This window comes from Luteimonas aquatica (assembly GCF_022662575.1).
In the GTDB taxonomy this organism is placed as follows: Bacteria; Pseudomonadota; Gammaproteobacteria; order Xanthomonadales; family Xanthomonadaceae; genus Luteimonas; species Luteimonas aquatica.
On sequence record NZ_JALBFU010000009.1, the window covers coordinates 1 to 14,542 of the forward strand.

The 14,542-nt window shown below is 68.4% G+C and carries 17 protein-coding genes; 5 read left to right on the forward strand and 12 right to left on the reverse strand.

Annotated features, from left to right (window positions below):
• The 5 genes from MD221_RS13980 to MD221_RS14000 all read right to left on the reverse strand — a co-directional run.
• A partial coding sequence (locus MD221_RS13980) for an STN domain-containing protein (protein WP_242112452.1) occupies window positions 1–538 on the reverse strand: 538 nt, incomplete at its 3' end.
• A gap of 278 nt (window positions 539–816) precedes the next feature.
• Entirely contained in the window at window positions 817–1,872 is a 1,056-nt protein-coding gene (locus MD221_RS13985; protein ID WP_242112454.1) for a FecR family protein, read from the reverse strand.
• Window positions 1,873–2,013: 141 nt separating this feature from the next.
• Window positions 2,014–2,586: an RNA polymerase sigma factor gene (locus tag MD221_RS13990; RefSeq protein ID WP_242112456.1), complete on the reverse strand. Its 573-nt coding sequence runs from the start codon at window positions 2,584–2,586 to the stop codon at window positions 2,014–2,016.
• Between the two features lie 56 nt (window positions 2,587–2,642).
• On the reverse strand, window positions 2,643–3,449 hold the full coding sequence (locus MD221_RS13995) for a TetR/AcrR family transcriptional regulator (RefSeq protein WP_242112457.1): 807 nt from the start codon (window positions 3,447–3,449) through the stop codon (window positions 2,643–2,645).
• A gap of 296 nt (window positions 3,450–3,745) precedes the next feature.
• Window positions 3,746–4,552 (reverse strand): polysaccharide deacetylase family protein, encoded by an 807-nt coding sequence (locus MD221_RS14000; RefSeq protein WP_242112458.1) that lies wholly within the window; start codon window positions 4,550–4,552, stop codon window positions 3,746–3,748.
• An 85-nt stretch (window positions 4,553–4,637) separates the two neighbouring features.
• Here MD221_RS14000 and grxD point away from each other — a divergent pair, with 85 nt between their 5' ends.
• Window positions 4,638–5,564, forward strand: a complete 927-nt coding sequence (gene grxD / locus MD221_RS14005) for a Grx4 family monothiol glutaredoxin (protein WP_242112459.1) — start codon at window positions 4,638–4,640, stop codon at window positions 5,562–5,564.
• Between the two features lie 16 nt (window positions 5,565–5,580).
• Here the strand turns inward: grxD and MD221_RS14010 are convergent, their stop codons facing one another.
• The 3 genes from MD221_RS14010 to MD221_RS14020 are packed head-to-tail and all read right to left on the reverse strand — an operon-like array spanning window position 5,581 to window position 7,354.
• Window positions 5,581–6,126, reverse strand: a complete 546-nt coding sequence (locus tag MD221_RS14010) for a DUF924 family protein (protein WP_242112460.1) — start codon at window positions 6,124–6,126, stop codon at window positions 5,581–5,583.
• Window positions 6,123–6,530 carry a GFA family protein gene (locus MD221_RS14015; protein WP_242112461.1) on the reverse strand — a complete coding sequence of 136 codons (408 nt, stop codon included), beginning with the start codon at window positions 6,528–6,530 and terminating at the stop codon, window positions 6,123–6,125. The genes MD221_RS14010 and MD221_RS14015 overlap by 4 nt, the downstream gene beginning before the upstream one ends.
• A gap of 47 nt (window positions 6,531–6,577) precedes the next feature.
• Window positions 6,578–7,354, reverse strand: a complete 777-nt coding sequence (locus MD221_RS14020; RefSeq protein ID WP_242112462.1) for an AMP nucleosidase — start codon at window positions 7,352–7,354, stop codon at window positions 6,578–6,580.
• 79 nt (window positions 7,355–7,433) lie between these two features.
• Here MD221_RS14020 and MD221_RS14025 point away from each other — a divergent pair, with 79 nt between their 5' ends.
• From MD221_RS14025 to MD221_RS14040, 4 genes are all read left to right on the forward strand, one after another.
• The gene (locus MD221_RS14025; protein WP_242112463.1) at window positions 7,434–8,060 is read left to right on the forward strand and encodes a 2-hydroxychromene-2-carboxylate isomerase; all 627 of its coding nucleotides are present in this window, start codon (window positions 7,434–7,436) and stop codon (window positions 8,058–8,060) included.
• A 101-nt stretch (window positions 8,061–8,161) separates the two neighbouring features.
• Window positions 8,162–9,103 carry a DegV family protein gene (locus MD221_RS14030; RefSeq protein ID WP_242112464.1) on the forward strand — a complete coding sequence of 314 codons (942 nt, stop codon included), beginning with the start codon at window positions 8,162–8,164 and terminating at the stop codon, window positions 9,101–9,103.
• A gap of 93 nt (window positions 9,104–9,196) precedes the next feature.
• Window positions 9,197–9,538 carry a hypothetical protein gene (locus tag MD221_RS14035; protein WP_242112466.1) on the forward strand — a complete coding sequence of 114 codons (342 nt, stop codon included), beginning with the start codon at window positions 9,197–9,199 and terminating at the stop codon, window positions 9,536–9,538.
• A 57-nt stretch (window positions 9,539–9,595) separates the two neighbouring features.
• On the forward strand, window positions 9,596–10,285 hold the full coding sequence (locus MD221_RS14040) for an adenine nucleotide alpha hydrolase (RefSeq protein WP_242112468.1): 690 nt from the start codon (window positions 9,596–9,598) through the stop codon (window positions 10,283–10,285).
• Here MD221_RS14040 and fghA read toward each other — a convergent pair.
• The 4 genes from fghA to MD221_RS14060 form a co-directional block, all read right to left on the reverse strand.
• Window positions 10,261–11,091, reverse strand: coding sequence for an S-formylglutathione hydrolase (gene fghA / locus MD221_RS14045; RefSeq protein WP_242112470.1), 831 nt, complete (start codon window positions 11,089–11,091; stop codon window positions 10,261–10,263). The two genes, MD221_RS14040 and fghA, sit on opposite strands and share 25 nt — an antisense overlap.
• Before the next feature lie 13 nt (window positions 11,092–11,104).
• Window positions 11,105–12,214, reverse strand: a complete 1,110-nt coding sequence (locus tag MD221_RS14050; protein WP_242112473.1) for an S-(hydroxymethyl)glutathione dehydrogenase/class III alcohol dehydrogenase — start codon at window positions 12,212–12,214, stop codon at window positions 11,105–11,107.
• Between the two features lie 15 nt (window positions 12,215–12,229).
• Entirely contained in the window at window positions 12,230–12,523 is a 294-nt protein-coding gene (gene frmR / locus MD221_RS14055) for a formaldehyde-responsive transcriptional repressor FrmR (RefSeq protein ID WP_242112475.1), read from the reverse strand.
• Between the two features lie 168 nt (window positions 12,524–12,691).
• Window positions 12,692–14,233, reverse strand: a complete 1,542-nt coding sequence (locus tag MD221_RS14060; protein WP_242112476.1) for a hypothetical protein — start codon at window positions 14,231–14,233, stop codon at window positions 12,692–12,694.
• Window positions 14,234–14,542: the final 309 nt, after the last annotated feature.

Consider the following 14,542-nt stretch of genomic DNA (forward strand, 5'->3'; position numbering starts at 1 on the left):
TCTGCGCGGTGACCGTGATCGTGCCCAGCGTGGTGGCGTCGCCCGACTTAGCCTGGCTTGCCGTTGCCGCGGGCGCCGTTTCCTGCTGCGCCTCTGCTTCCTGGGAGGCCACCGCCGGCTGCGCTTCGGCGACCTCCGGTGCGTTTCCCTCTGTCCCTCCCGCGGCGGGCTTCTGCTCCAGCAGGCCGGCGCCGCCGTTCGGACTGCGATCGCTGATCAGGATCGCGCCGGAGGCGTTGGTGGCGTAGTTGAGACCGGTCCCCGCCAGCAACTCGTCGAGCGCCTGGGACGGGGTCTTGTCGCCTTGCACCGCGTGCGCGGTCTTGCCGGCGGCAAGCTCGGGGGCGTACAGCAGTTGCTTGCCGCTCTGGCGCGCGTATTCGGACAGCGCGGCATCCAGGCGCTGCTGCGGAATATCGAACTTCGCGGTCGCAACGTCGTTACGCGCATACGCGGTCATGCAGGGCAACAGCGCCAGGAACAGCACGCAGGGCCGCATCGCACGCTTGAACTGACGCCTCTGGTCTCGCACTTGCATTCGCATCTCCCCTATCGGTCCGGAACCGGCATTAGTGCTTTGGTTCTAGTACAGACGCGAGGGAAGAAAAAACCCGAACCGACAAATGTATGGCGGCGTTATGTCACGTCATTTCTTGAACCTGCCAGTATTCTTTTGCATTGCAACACGCCCGCGAATGCGCATGCGAAAAGTTTCATGGGCAACGGCCGAGCCGTCGCCATCCTGTTCGCGCACGACCTCCCGTCGCCGATGGCGCATCCCGCGCGCCGGCTTGCAAGGATCTGGCAGGGTGCGGCCTAGCCTCGGCTGGGCCGTTGCGGACGCAGGACGATGGTGTCGTCCTCGCGCTTGTTGTGCTCGATCGGGAAATAATCGCTCAGGGCATTGACGAAGGTGTCGGTATCGCCGGTGTTGAAGGCGCCGCTGATCTTGAGCGAGGCCAGCCGCGCGTCGCTCAGCACGACCTGGCGGCGCGAATACCGGTTCATTTCGGCGACCGCGTCGTCCAGGCGCTCGTTCTCGAACACGATCTGGCCGGTGCGCCAGCTGACCACGCGCCTGACGTCGGTCGCCCGCACCTGCGGCGCGGCCTTGGCGACGGCGACGAACTGCTGCCCCGGATGCAGTTCGGCCAGCAGCGGGGCGGCCGGCTTGTCCGGGGCGCCGGCGGCGGGGCGCTCGCGTTCCGGCGTGACCGTCACCCGGCCTTCCAGGAGCGTGACCTCGAAGGCCTTGTCCGAGACGTGCACGTCGAACTCGGTTCCCAGCGCGGTGACCTCGCGCCCGCCGGCGCGGACCACGAACGGGTGGCGGCGGTCCTTGGCCACCTTGAACAGCGCCTGCCCGCGCTCGAGGGTGATGCCGCGGATGCCGTCGCCGTAATGCACGGAGATGCGGCTGTCGGTATTCAGGGTCACCACCGAGCCGTCATCCAGGGACACCACCGAACGCTGGCCCACGCCCGTCTGGTAGACGTTGCCGGCGATCATGTCGCGGGCGTCGTGGTAGGCCCGGCGCGAGCCCTCCGGGTTGACGGCCAACAGGCCCAGCGTCACCGCCGCCAGCAGCGAAGCGGCCACGGCGGCGTTGCGCGGCCACCGCCGGCAAGGCGGCTCCACGCCGACGGCGCGCGCCAGCGTCTCGCGGCGCAGCGCCTGCATCTCCGGCGCGTCGGCCACGGCGCTGGCCAGGGCATGCGCGGCTTCCACGCGCCGGAAGGCGGCCGCGTTCTCGAGCGAATGCATCCGCCACGACTCGAAGTCGCGGCGCAGCGCCCAGTCCTCGCCCGCTCCGCGCAGCAGCTCGCTCCAGCGCGCGGCAGCCTCGTCGAGGCCGCCGGTGGCGGATTCCACCGGATCCTTCCGGGTTGACGGGATTGTCCACTTCATTCCGTATCACCTCTCGCAGGATCCGGGCCGCGCTCGGGCGGTCGCCGGACCCCGCATTCGATTCATGTCCTGCCCAACGCATGCGCGCGGCCGGCCAGGGACCTCTCAATCCCGCCCGCCGGCCCGCTCCATGGCCCCGCCCAGCTGCGCCAATGCCTTGGCCATGTGCTTTTCGGCGGCACGCACCGAAATGCCGATCATGACTGCGATCTCCGCGTACTTGCGCTTTTCCAGCGCCCGCAGCACGAAGACGTCGCGGGTCCGTTCCGGCAGCCCGCGCAGCACGGCGGTGACCAGGTTGATCGCCTCCTTACCCAGTAAGACGCGCTCGGGCGAAATATCCGTAACGGGTTGGTGGATTTCTTCGTCGAAGGACTCGTGGGCGTCCTGGTCGCGGACCTGGCGGCGGCGCCCCCAGTCGCGCAGGGCGTTGGCGGCGACCTGGAACACGTACTGCTCCACGTGCTCGATCGGGCCGCCGCGGGCGCGGCGGATCAGGTGCAGGAACACCTCCTGGACCAGGTCGTCGACCTCGGCGGCGTCCTTCACGCGCTTGGAGAAGAAGCCGCGCAGGGGGATCCGGTACCGGAGCGAAACGTTGTTCCACTGGCTGATGCCGTCCTCGCCGTACTCGGCCAGCGAGGCGGGTTCACGCGACCAGGACACTGTATTGGCCATTGCCTACCCTTCCCCTGCCGCGCGACGCGAGGCCGCCTGCCGGAACCGCCGACCGTTCATACGCCCACCACCTTGGCAGCCCAGGGCGGCAGGATTCCTTGTGGCTTGCGCGGCTCGGACGCCTTGTCCTCGCCCAGCGCGCGCTCGTCGACGGACCGCGCCGCGGCGCCGGCCATGCCCATGACGCGCTCGATGTCGCGGACCTGCTCGCCACTCTCGAACGAGGTGGTGAGCATGGGCGAGATGAAGGAGATCAGCCGCGCCAGCATCTGCGAGTCGTTGACCGGCTCGCCCATGCACATCGCCGAGATCAGCTCGTCCATGTTGGCGCCGGCCAGCACGCCCGAGAGCGCCTTGAGGCAGAAATGCAGGCGCATGCCGAGCTCGTTGCGCGACAGGTGCGGCAGCGCGCGCGCGAACGCCTCGAAGAAGCGGCCGTAGATGAACTGGTAGTGGTCGTGCAGGTAATCGCGGATGAAGGGCGAGGGATCGCTGTAGACGCGCCCGAGCAGGCGCATCAGCGCGACGCCGCCCTTGCTTTCGCGGCTCAGGCGCACCGCCGGCACGAACAGCACGCTGAGCACGGCGCTGGCGTCCATCGGACGATCGCCGCGCTGCGCCTCGCACAGCGACAGCAGCTGCAGCCGCTCCTGGTTGAGCCGGTCCAGATGCGCCGACAGCAGCTCCTGCACCAGCGCTTCCTTGCTGCCGAAGTGGTAGTTCACCGCGGCCAGGTTCACCTCGGCATAGCCGGTGATCTGGCGCAGCGACATGCCTTCGTAGCCGTGCTCGATGAACAGCGCTTCCGCCGCTTCGAGCAGGCGGGTGCGCGTGTTGCCGGGATTGGGGTGCTGGCTGTTCACGGCGTGCGTCCGCAAGACACTTCCGACCCTGCCGATGCAGGAGCATCGGCTCCAAGTCCGGGTTTGAATACCCGGATTAAAACGGCTGTTAGAGTAATCACGTCAAATTTGACGTTGCACGCTGCAGCGCAATATGCGCCGACGCCAAAACGGCCGCTCGCGGCCGGCAGTCGCCAGCCGTGCATCCTAAGCCCCTGATTCTCAAATCAATCCCCGACGAAACCCCAAATGCGTCACTGACAAAATACGACAGGTCCGTCATCCCGCCCAATCAAGGCGGCGTGAAGGCCCGCGCGTCAACTGCGCTCGGTGCTGGCCGCCCGATCAGGCTCCGGAAGCACGCACAGGTAGCCTAGCCCATTCAGGCGCCGCAGGACCGTGCCAATGGTCTCCAGGCTGCGGCCGTGCCCGGCGCCCTCGTGCAGCAGCACGATCGCGCCGGGGGCCAGGCCGCGCTCGATGCGCGCCAGCACCTTGGCCGGATCCGGCTCCACCGCGTCGAAGCCGCGTGCGTTCCAGGCCACCCGCGCCAGCCCGCAGTCGCGCAGCGGCGCCGCCACGAATGGATTGGCTAGGCCCACCACGGCGCGGAACCAGCGCGGCGCGACGCCGGTGATCGCGCGCAGCGTGTCCTGGCAGTGCACGATCTCCGCGCGCATGCGCCGCGGCCCCAGCGCCCAGAACCAGGCCGAGGGATGCGTCTGGCTGTGGTTGCCGATGCCGTGGCCGCGGCGGGCGATCTCGCGCACCAGCTCCGGCCGCGCGGCCGCGCGTTCGCCGACCAGGAAGAAGGTGGCCTTGGCGGCATGGGCATCGAGCAGATCGAGCACTGCCGCCGTCTCCGGGGACGGGCCGTCGTCGATCGTCAGCCACACGTGCTTGTCCCGGTCCGGCAGCCGGCTCAGCACCGGCGAATACAGCGCCGACTGCGGCCGGAATACGCCCCACAGCAGGAGCAGATGCGTGCCCAGCAGCGCCGGCAGGCCGAGCTGCCAGCCGAAGCGCCACCACAAGGCTGCCGCCCCGGCTTGCGTCAGCGCCAGCAGCGCCCACCAGGCGTGCGGATGGCGCGGGACGCGATGCAAATGGAACGCTTTGGGCATGCCGACATCATGCCACGCGCCCTCCGGCCGCCACGCGCCGGCGTACCATGCACGGATCACATCGCCCCATCCGACCGGAGCCCCCATGACGCTCGACCCCACCGTGCGCGCCCGCATCGACGGCCTGCTGCAGGCCAACCGCATCGTCCTGTTCATGAAGGGCGAGCCGCGCGCGCCGCAATGCGGGTTCTCGGCCAAGGCGGTGGCGGCGCTGGGCGCCCTGGAGGCCGACTACGCGCACGTGGACGTGCTGGCCGACCCGCAGATCCGCGAGGGCATCAAGGCTTACGGCGACTGGCCGACGATCCCGCAGTTGTACATCGACGGCGAGCTGGTCGGCGGCAGCGACATCATCGAGCAGATGGTCAACAGCGGCGAACTGCACGCCGCGCTGGGCCTGCCGCCGCCTGATCGCACGCCGCCGTCCATCACCGTCACGCCGGCCGCGGCGGCGATGCTGCGCAAGGCGGTCGAGGACGCCGGTGCCGGCGTGGTGGTCCGGCTGGAGATCGACCGCGCTTTCCGCACGCGCCTGCAACTGGCGCCGGAGGACGCGGCCGCGCTCACCGCCGAGAGCGAAGGCGTGCGCCTGCAGATCGACCTGGCCGGCGCGCGCCGCGCCGACGGCCTGCGCATCGACTTCGTCGACGACGAACGCGGCCGCGGCCTGGCCATCGACAATCCGAACGCACCGCCGCCGGTGCGCGAACTCTTGCCGCGCGAAGCCGCCGCGCGCCTGGACGAAGGCCGCCTGACCATCGTCGACGTGCGCCCGCCCGAGGAGCGCGCCCAGGCCGCGATCCGCGTCGCGTTCTCCACGCTGGACCAGGGCGCCGCCGCGCTGGAGGCCTTGCCGCGCGACACGCCGCTGGCCTTCCTCTGCCATCACGGCGGCCGCAGCGCGCAGGCCGCCGAGCATTTCCGCCAGCTCGGCTTCCGCGAGGTCTACAACATCGTCGGCGGCATCGAGGACTGGAGCGCGAGCGTCGACGCGCAGGTGCCGCGCTACTGAGCGGACGTCCGGCGGCTCAGAAGCCGCCGCCGGCGTCGAGCCAGGCCTGCTCCTCGGCCGTGTTCTCGCGCCCGAGGGCGCGGTTGCGGTGCGGGAAGCGGCCGAAACGCGCGATCACCTCCTGGTGCGCCAGCGCGTACTTGTCGTAGCTCTCGTCGCCGATGCCGGCGAACAGCTCCACCGAGCGCCGCTGGTCGGCCGGGTCCTCGGAATGCTCGAACGGCAGGTAGAGGAAGGCGCGCAGGGCGGGCTCGATCTGTGCATCGAGCTGGGCCTGCACCGCCTGCGCCGCGTAATGCCGCGCCAGCCCGTCGGTGGCGAAGGCGTGGCCGCTGCCGCGGAAGACGTTGCGCGGGATCTGGTCGAGCAGCAACAGCAGCGCCAGCGCGCCCTCGGCCGTGCCCATCCACGCCTCGTACTCTCCCCGCGCGGCGGCGTGATGCGCCTCCAGGAAGTGCTCCCGGCACTCGGCGTCGAATGCCGCACCGCCGGCGAACCATTTCCCGTAGCCGGCCTCGCGCCAGAACGCGACCACCTCGCCGGGCGTGACGGCCGCGCTCACAGGAACTTCTTCTCGGCCTCGGACGGCTCGTGCCACCAGTCGTTGTCGCGGCCGTTGAAGTACTTGATCGGCGCGGCGGCCAGCGCCTCGTTGTCGACGTCCAGGCAGGCCAGGCTGACCGAGACGAACTTGCCGCCGACCTCCTCGATGTCGCCGTGCCCGTACGAGCGCACGCCGCAGGTGCTGCAGAACGGCCAATGGGTCATGCCGTTGCGGCTGTAGTCGGTGGTCGCCTCCGCGCCGCTGAGCAGGCGGAAGGCGTCCGGCTTCACGCTCTGCGACCAGTTGCGGGACTTGCGGCAGATCGAGCAGTTGCAGCGCCCGCCGCCCTCGGACAGGTCAAGATCGACTTCGTAGCGCACGTTGCCGCAGTGGCAGCCGCCGGTGTAGGTCTGGGTGGTCATAAGGCTCTCTCGGGATGGATGGGGCAAGGATAGCGGCCGAGCCGCGCCTATTCGTCGAACTTCAGGTGCCGCACCGACTTGCCGTGGCGGCGGATCAGGCGCAGCGCCTCGATGCCGACCTGGATGTGCCGCTCGACGTACTCCGCGCTGACCCGGGCGTCGGAGGCCTCGGTCTTCACCCCTTCGGGAATCATCGGCTGGTCGCTGACCAACAGCAGCGCGCCGCAGGGGATGCGGTTGGCGAAGCCGGCGGCGAACACCGTGGCGGTCTCCATGTCGATGGCCATGCAGCGCAGCCTGCGCAGGTATTCCTTGAACGCCTCGTCGTGCTCCCAGACGCGGCGGTTGGTGGTGTAGACGGTGCCGGTCCAGTAGTCCTGGCCCATGTCGCGGATCATGGTCGAGACCGCGCGTTGCAGGGCGAAGGCCGGCAGCGCCGGCACCTCCGGGGGCAGGTAGTCGTTGCTGGTGCCCTCGCCGCGGATCGCCGCGATCGGCAGGATCAGGTCGCCCAGGGCGTTCTTCTTCTTCAGCCCGCCGCACTTGCCCAGGAACAGCACCGCCTTGGGCGCGATGGCCGAGAGCAGGTCCATCATGGTCGCGGCATTGGGGCTGCCCATGCCGAAGTTGATCATGGTGATGCCGTCGGCGGTGGCGCTGGGCATGGGCCGGTCGAGGCCGACGACCTCCGCCCCGGTCATGCGGCTGAAATGGCCGAGGTAGCCGCCGAAGTTGGTCAGCAGGATGTGCTCGCCGAAGCCGTCCAGGGGAACGCCGGTGTAGCGCGGCAGCCAGTTGTCGACGATCTGTTCTTTTTCTTTCACGTGGGTCGCCTCCTGAGTTTCGGCATTTTCTCACGCGCCGGCCCCGGTAGACAGGCGGCCGAGCCGCTACACTGCGCCCATGGCCGCATCGCCGCGCTGGTACTTCGACTTCGTCTCGCCCTTCTCCTACCTGCAGTGGCGCAAGCTGGCCGCGCGGGCCGAAGGCGGCGGCATCGTGCCGGTGCCGATCGTGTTCGGCGCGATCCTGGGCGGGCTCGGCATCCGCGGTCCGGCCGAGATCCCGCACAAGCGCGAGTTCACCTATCGCCACGTGCTGTGGCGGGCGCGGCAGGAACGCATCCCGCTGCGCTTCCCGCCGCAACACCCGTTCAACCCGCTGGCGGCGCTGCGCCTGTGCGTGGCCGCCGGCGGCACGCCGCGGGCGGTGTCGGCGATCTTCGACTGGATCTGGGAGCACGGCCGGGCCGCCGACGGCGCCGAGGCGCTCGCCCCCCTGATCGCGCAGCTGGGCGTGGCGCCGGAGGCGTTGGGCAGCGACGCGGTCAAGGCCACCTTGCGCGAGAACACCGCCGAGGCCACCGCCGCCGGCGTGTTCGGCGTGCCGACCCTGGCGATCGGCCCGACCCTGATCTGGGGCAACGACGCCCACGACCTGGCGATGGCCGCGCTCGACGACCCGGCCCTGTTCGAGGATGCGGAGATGCGCCGCGTCGCCGCGCTCCCCGTGGGCATCCGCCGGACCTGAGCCGCGCAGCGTGACCCGCCTCACAAAAGCGCCGCCGCCGGTGCTGATAGCGTAGATCGTTTCGGGGGAAAGGCTTCGACGGAAGTCAGGGGGCAAGGGACATGCGCATCGGAATCGTGGTCGACTCGACCTGCGACCTGCCGAAGGACTTCATCGACCAGCACCGCATCGTCATCCTGCCGATCACCATCCGGATCGACGACGCCATCCAGGTGGACTACCGCGATCCCGAGGCGACCCTCGCCTTCCTGCATTCGCACATCGCCGAGCGCGGCGCCAATGCCGAGACCAGCCCGTTCACGGTGCAGCAGATCCACGACCTGTTCCTGGAACGCCTGGTCATCGACTACGACCACGTGTTCTGCCTGACCGTCACCAAGACGCGCAGCCCGATCTTCGAGAACGCGCAGAAGGCCAGCTACGCCATCCTCAACGACTACCGGCCGATCCGCAGCGCCGCCGGCAACCAGACGCCGTTCGCGCTGCGCGTGATCGACAGCCAGAACCTGTTCTGCGCCCAGGCCATCCTGCCGGTGGAGGCGGTGCGTCTGCGCGAGGCCGGCGAGGGGCCGGCGAAGATCCGCGCGCGCCTGGAGCACCTGGCCATGCACACCCATGGCTACGCGGTGCCGCGCGACCTGTACTACATCCGCAACCGCGGCCGCGCCAAGGGCGATCGCAGCGTCAGCCTGTTCAGCGCCGCGCTCGGCACCGCCCTCGACATCAAGCCGGTCCTGCACGCCTATCGCGGCGAGACCGGACCGGCGGCCAAGATCAAGGGCTTCGAACCGGCCGTGCGCAAGCTGTTCGAGTTCGCCGCCAAGCGCGTCGTCGCCGGCCTGATGACGCCGACCCTGGCGCTGTGCTACGGCGGCGAACTGGAGGAGCTGCGCGCGATGCCCGGCTACGCGGCGCTGCGCGAGGCGTGCGAAACGCACGGCGTGGAAGTGTACGAAAGCGTGATGAGCCTGACCGGCATGGTCAACGTCGGCAAGGGCGCAGTGGTGGTGGCCTTCGCCGCCGAGGCGCATGCCTTCGCCTGACCGCGCGCGACGGCGCGCGCCGCGACGCCCCTCAACATCTCGCTAACGCGCGGCTGCTAGGCTTCTCCGCCACTTCCAACTCACGCACCGCCCATGGCCACACGCTATTACATCAGTCTCCCCGATCCCGCCAAGGCGCGCGGCGCCGGCGAATTCGCCTTCCGTTCCCAGGGCGCCGAGGGGCTCGCGCAGGAGCTGCAGGACGCGCTGCGCAGCGACGCGCTCTTCCAGCGCTGGCGGGCCGCGCAGGACGATCCGGACGGCGTCGACGCCGCCCTGGGCGCCGCCGATCCCGGCGCCACGGTCGAGGGCCAGCAGGACGACCTGCACATCGACCTGATCGCCGTCACCTCCCTGCCCGGCGCGGTCTTCAAGCACCGGCTGCGCCTGCTGGCCGGCGGCGCCTGGGAGCTGCGGGATGTCGCGGCCGCCTAGAGGCGCTGCGAAGCGACGAAGGCGGCCTCCGCGCATCGCCGCCCGACAAAGCCCGGCATGAGCCTTCGCCCGCAAGTCCTGCTGGCCTGGAGCGGCGGCAAGGATTCGGCGTGGACCTTGCACGCGCTGCGCCAGCGCGGCGAGGTCGAGGTGGTGGCGCTGCTCACCACCCTCACCCGCGAATACGGCCGCGCCTCGATGCAGGGCGTCCGCCGCGAGGTGCTGCGCGCCCAGGCGGACGCGGCGGGGTTGCCGCTGCTCGAGGCCGAGATCCCCAGCGCCTGCGCCAATGCCGATTACGACGCGGCCATGGCGCGCGCGCTCGGCGAGGCCGCCGCCCGCTGGCCCGGCCTGCGCACCGCCGCCTTCGGCGACCTGTTCCTGGAGGACATCCGCGCCTATCGCGCGCAGCGCTGCGCGGCGGCGGGCTGGGAACTGCTCACGCCGCTGTTCGGCGCCGACACCGCGCGACTGGCGCGCGAGATGCTCGCCGGCGGCCTGCGCGCGGGCCTGTGCTGCGTGGACACGCGCCAGCTCGATGCCCGCCACGCCGGCCGCGATTTCGACGCCGCGCTGCTCGACGAGCTGCCGCCCGGCTGCGATCCCTGCGGCGAAAACGGCGAGTTCCATACCTGCGTGCGCGCCGGGCCGATGTTCTCGCGGCCCCTGCCGCTGCTGCGCGGCGAGACCGTGCTGCGCGAGGAGCGCTTCGCCTATACCGACTACGCCCTCAGCGCGGCCGCGTGATGGGCGATGTGCTCGCCGATGAAACTGGCGATGAAGTAATAGCTGTGGTCGTAGCCCGGCCGTAGCCGCAGGGTCAGCGGATGGCCGGCCGCCTGGCACGCGGCCTGCAGCAGTTCGGGCTTGAGCTGGCTGTGCAGGAATTCGTCGGCATCGCCCTGGTCGACCAGCAGCGGCAGGCGCTCGGCGGCGGTGGCGATCAACTCGCTGGCATCGTAGGCCCGCCACGCCGCGCGATCCTCGCCCAGGTAGGCGGCGAAGGCCTTCTCGCCCCAGGGCACGCGCGAGGGCGCCACGATCGGCGAGAACGCCGACACGCTGCGGTAGCGCCCCGGGTTGCGCAGCGCCAGCGCCAACGCGCCGTGGCCGCCCATCGAATGCCCGCTGATCGCGCGCGCGTCCGTCACCGGGAACTGCGCCTCCACCAGCGCCGGCAGCTCCGCGCGCACGTACTCGTCCATGCGGTAGTGCCGCGCCCAGGGCTGTTGCGTCGCATCGACGTAGAAGCCGGCGCCCTGGCCGAGGTCGTAGGCCGGATCGTTCGCCACGCCTTCCCCGCGCGGACTGGTGTCCGGCGCGACGAGGGCGATGCCGTGCTCGGCGGCATGGCGCTGCGCACCGGCCTTGGTGATGAAGTTCTGCTCGGTGCAGGTCAGGCCGGAGAGCCAGTACAGCACCGGCACCCGACCCGCGCGCGCCTGCGGCGGCAGGTAGACCGCGAAGCGCATCTCGCAGTCCAGCGCATGCGAACGATGCGCCCAGATCTCCTGGCTGCCGCCGAAGGCGGCGTGCTGTTCGACGCGCTCCATCAGTGCATGCTCATCAGTAATGGATCACGGTGCGGATCGACTTGCCCTCGTGCATCAGGTCGAAGGCCTCGTTGATGCGCTCCAGCGGCAGCGTGTGGGTGATGAAGGGATCCAGGTCGATTTCCCCGCGCATCGCCTGCTCCACCATGCCCGGCAGCTGGGTGCGGCCCTTGACGCCGCCGAACGCGGTGCCGCGCCAGACGCGGCCGGTGACCAGCTGGAACGGCCGCGTGCGGATCTCCTGCCCCGCGCCGGCCACGCCGATGATCACGCTCTCGCCCCAGCCCTTGTGGCAGCACTCCAGCGCCGCGCGCATCACCTCGACGTTGCCGATGCACTCGAAGCTGAAGTCCACGCCGCCGTCGGTCAGCTCGACGATCACCTCCTGGACGGGCTTGTCGTGATCCTTCGGATTGACGCAGTCGGTGGCGCCCATCGAGCGCGCCAGCTCGAACTTGCCGGGGTTGGTATCCACGGCGACGATGCGCCCGGCGCCGGCCTGCTTGGCGCCTTGGATCACCGCCAGGCCGATCCCGCCCAGCCCGAACACCGCCACCGAATCGCCCGCCTTCACCTTGGCGGTGTTGTGCACCGCGCCGATCCCGGTGGTGACGCCGCAGCCGAGCAGGCACACCTTCTCCAGCGGCGCGTCGGGATCGACCTTGGCCAGCGAGATCTCCGGCACCACCGTGTACTCGCTGAAGGTGCTGCAGCCCATGTAGTGGTAGATCGGCTGCCCGTTGTAGGAGAAGCGCGTGGTGCCGTCGGGCATCAGCCCCTTGCCTTGCGTGGCGCGCACCGCCTGGCACAGGTTGGTCTTGCCGGACAGGCAGAACTTGCACTTGCGGCACTCGGCCGTGTACAGCGGGATGACGTGGTCGCCTGGCACGAGGCTCGTGACGCCCTCGCCCACCTCCATCACCACGCCGCCGCCCTCGTGGCCGAGCACGGCCGGGAAGATGCCTTCCGGATCGTCGCCGCTGAGGGTGAAGGCGTCGGTGTGGCAGACGCCGGTGGCGTGGATCTTCACCAGCACCTCGCCGGCCTTCGGACCTTCCACGTCGATCTCGACGACCTGCAACGGCTGGCCGGCTGCGAACGCCACGGCGGCGCGTGATTTCATGATCGGACTCCTTGCTTACTTGAGATAGGAACGCACCAGGGCGATGGCCTGGTCGATGCCGGCCTGCCGGTCGCCAGTTCGCCGAGCGCCGGCGTCGCGCCCGGCGGCATCGCCGAACTCCTCGCGCAGATGGCTCTCCAGCACCTCGGCCATCAGGCCGTTGACCGCCCCGCGGATTGCCGCCAGCTGCTGCAGCACCGCCCCGCACTCCGCGCCCTGCTCGAGCGCGCGCTCCAGCGCCTCGGCCTGGCCGCGGATGCGGCGCAGGCGCGTCAGGGCGCGCTTTTTTTCCTGAGGCGAGTGCGGCATATCAAAGCCCCTGATACTGCAGGGGAGTATATCCGAATTCGTATGCAAGCATATTTCGGCGTCGGAATGCCCAGCCTTCAGGAACACGGCCGGTGAAACGGCTTCGACCCCGGCAACCGTTGACACTTTCTCCAGTGCGGAGATAGAGGTGGAAGCCTCATTGGCAAACTACTCCTGCGGCGGAGTATCGGAGTCATAGAGGATGGCTTCCGCGCCGGTGATCTTGCCGACGCGCGCCGCCCTGTGCACGTACAGCTTGATCGGCTTATCCGACACGATACCGTCACGGACCTCGACATTGGGACCAACCACGATCCTGGGCGGCGTGGCTTCGGGACCAGGAACCTCGTCCTCGCTACCGAAACACTCGCTGGAGGACACCTGGATGGCGCCGTCAACTCTGGAGCCTGCGCCGACCGTAATATTGCCCGTGTGCGTACACACATTCCCCTGGATCAGGGTGGCAACAAAGGCGATATCGCCCCGAGCGCTTGAAACGGATTCAAGCTGGCTGCCGCTCCCGGCGAAAATACTGCCGTATTTCGCAGAAAGCCCCCTGCCGATCTTCGCGTCGCGGGCGATGCGTACTTGACCGGTAGTGGTCGAAACGCTTCCGCTCACATTGGCTCGGTCTTCCAGAAACACATCGCCATTAACGGTCGCGATATACCCTTTCACCGTCGCGCCCGGGCCGATATGCACCGCCCCTTGAACCGTATCGATGGAACCGAAACCCTGCGAAACTTCGGCCCCCTCGAGAACATGCACACTTCCGTTCACCGTGGAGATTTCGCCCACATTCGCGTTTGATCCGATTTCGACGTTCTGGTCAATCGACCAGATATCTCCACGCATCTTTTTCCCCGCCCCGACGACAAGAGCAGTCGGCGACGGCCCACCTTCTTCAGCCGTCGACGGCGGAGGTTCTTCCGAATCGTAGATGACCGCAGTCGCACCGTGCACCTTGCCGATATGTGCGCTCTTGTGCACATAGAGATCGACCGGATGGCCGAACACCAGATTTCCTTTCACCACAGCCCCGGGCCCGATCACTACGCGCGACTGGCGATGCGCGGCGGTCGGAGCAAGAGGGAGATTTCGCGCCTCACTTCCCTCTTCGTCACTCCACTCCTCAACCGGCGCATGACAAGGAGTGTATGTCAGGATCTCATAACCCGTGATCTTGTCGACATCGATCTTGTCGCCATTGCCGATCACATAGATGCCGCCAGAGACGCGACTGCCCGCCCCGACAATGACGTCTCCCTCGCAACTGGCGATGTCAGCCACCCTGGCATCATCCAGTTCGATACGCCCCATGTTCGTCTCGACGCCCCCGTTGAGACGGCTACCGCGGCCGATGAAGATATTTCCGGTGCTGCTGATGATTCTGACCGGGGAATCGAGGCCAGCGATGGATCGAACATTGCGCTCTAACCGGATGTCACCCCTTCCTGTCGTTTCGGCGAACGCGATTCTTGCGCCGTCCTCAACATGCATATCGCCATTGACCGAGCTAATGGAATAGACGTCGATGTTGGATGCAATCTTGATACTCCGATCGCCCGTATCAACCGGATCCCCTTCATGCTTGCTCGACGTGACAACGAGAATGTCGACCGATTCCGTCTCGAATGCCGATGATGGCCACGACTGCAATCCCAGCACGAAGACCACGAACGCGAGTGACTTCTGTCGACGATGCATCATGCCCCTCCATTTAATGGCAACAAAACTCTATCGACGATAGCGCCGCAAATCCATGGCTCGACGATCCCATCGCTCAAGTATCACGAAACGATACCCGTCGCGCACTTATCGATACTGGGCCAATGACGAATCGATGCGCACTGGAGACGAAATCAGCAATCGACTCCACGCCTGACCGGAAAAGGCCAATTAATCCATAGCCCAACTACGATCAGGCCCGAAGCGGAGTGCAGCGCGGATTCTGGACAGGCATTGAGCTGCGCCTTCAATCAGAATTCTCTATAAGAATCCGAAGCTTGGCCGCGCCTG

What these genes read in the sequence shown, in the direction of transcription:
- MD221_RS13990 (WP_242112456.1), bottom strand. Translation starts at nt 2,586, where the DNA reads ATGGCCAATACAGTGTCCTGGTCGCGTGAACCCGCCTCGCTGGCCGAG.
- MD221_RS14000 (WP_242112458.1), bottom strand. Translation starts at nt 4,552, where the DNA reads ATGCCCAAAGCGTTCCATTTGCATCGCGTCCCGCGCCATCCGCACGCC.
- MD221_RS14060 (WP_242112476.1), bottom strand. Translation starts at nt 14,233, where the DNA reads ATGATGCATCGTCGACAGAAGTCACTCGCGTTCGTGGTCTTCGTGCTG.
- MD221_RS14025 (WP_242112463.1), top strand. Translation starts at nt 7,434, where the DNA reads ATGGCCGCATCGCCGCGCTGGTACTTCGACTTCGTCTCGCCCTTCTCC.
- fghA (WP_242112470.1), bottom strand. Translation starts at nt 11,091, where the DNA reads ATGGAGCGCGTCGAACAGCACGCCGCCTTCGGCGGCAGCCAGGAGATC.
- grxD (WP_242112459.1), top strand. Translation starts at nt 4,638, where the DNA reads ATGACGCTCGACCCCACCGTGCGCGCCCGCATCGACGGCCTGCTGCAG.
- MD221_RS14015 (WP_242112461.1), bottom strand. Translation starts at nt 6,530, where the DNA reads ATGACCACCCAGACCTACACCGGCGGCTGCCACTGCGGCAACGTGCGC.
- MD221_RS14040 (WP_242112468.1), top strand. Translation starts at nt 9,596, where the DNA reads ATGAGCCTTCGCCCGCAAGTCCTGCTGGCCTGGAGCGGCGGCAAGGAT.
- MD221_RS14030 (WP_242112464.1), top strand. Translation starts at nt 8,162, where the DNA reads ATGCGCATCGGAATCGTGGTCGACTCGACCTGCGACCTGCCGAAGGAC.
- MD221_RS14035 (WP_242112466.1), top strand. Translation starts at nt 9,197, where the DNA reads ATGGCCACACGCTATTACATCAGTCTCCCCGATCCCGCCAAGGCGCGC.
- frmR (WP_242112475.1), bottom strand. Translation starts at nt 12,523, where the DNA reads ATGCCGCACTCGCCTCAGGAAAAAAAGCGCGCCCTGACGCGCCTGCGC.
- MD221_RS14050 (WP_242112473.1), bottom strand. Translation starts at nt 12,214, where the DNA reads ATGAAATCACGCGCCGCCGTGGCGTTCGCAGCCGGCCAGCCGTTGCAG.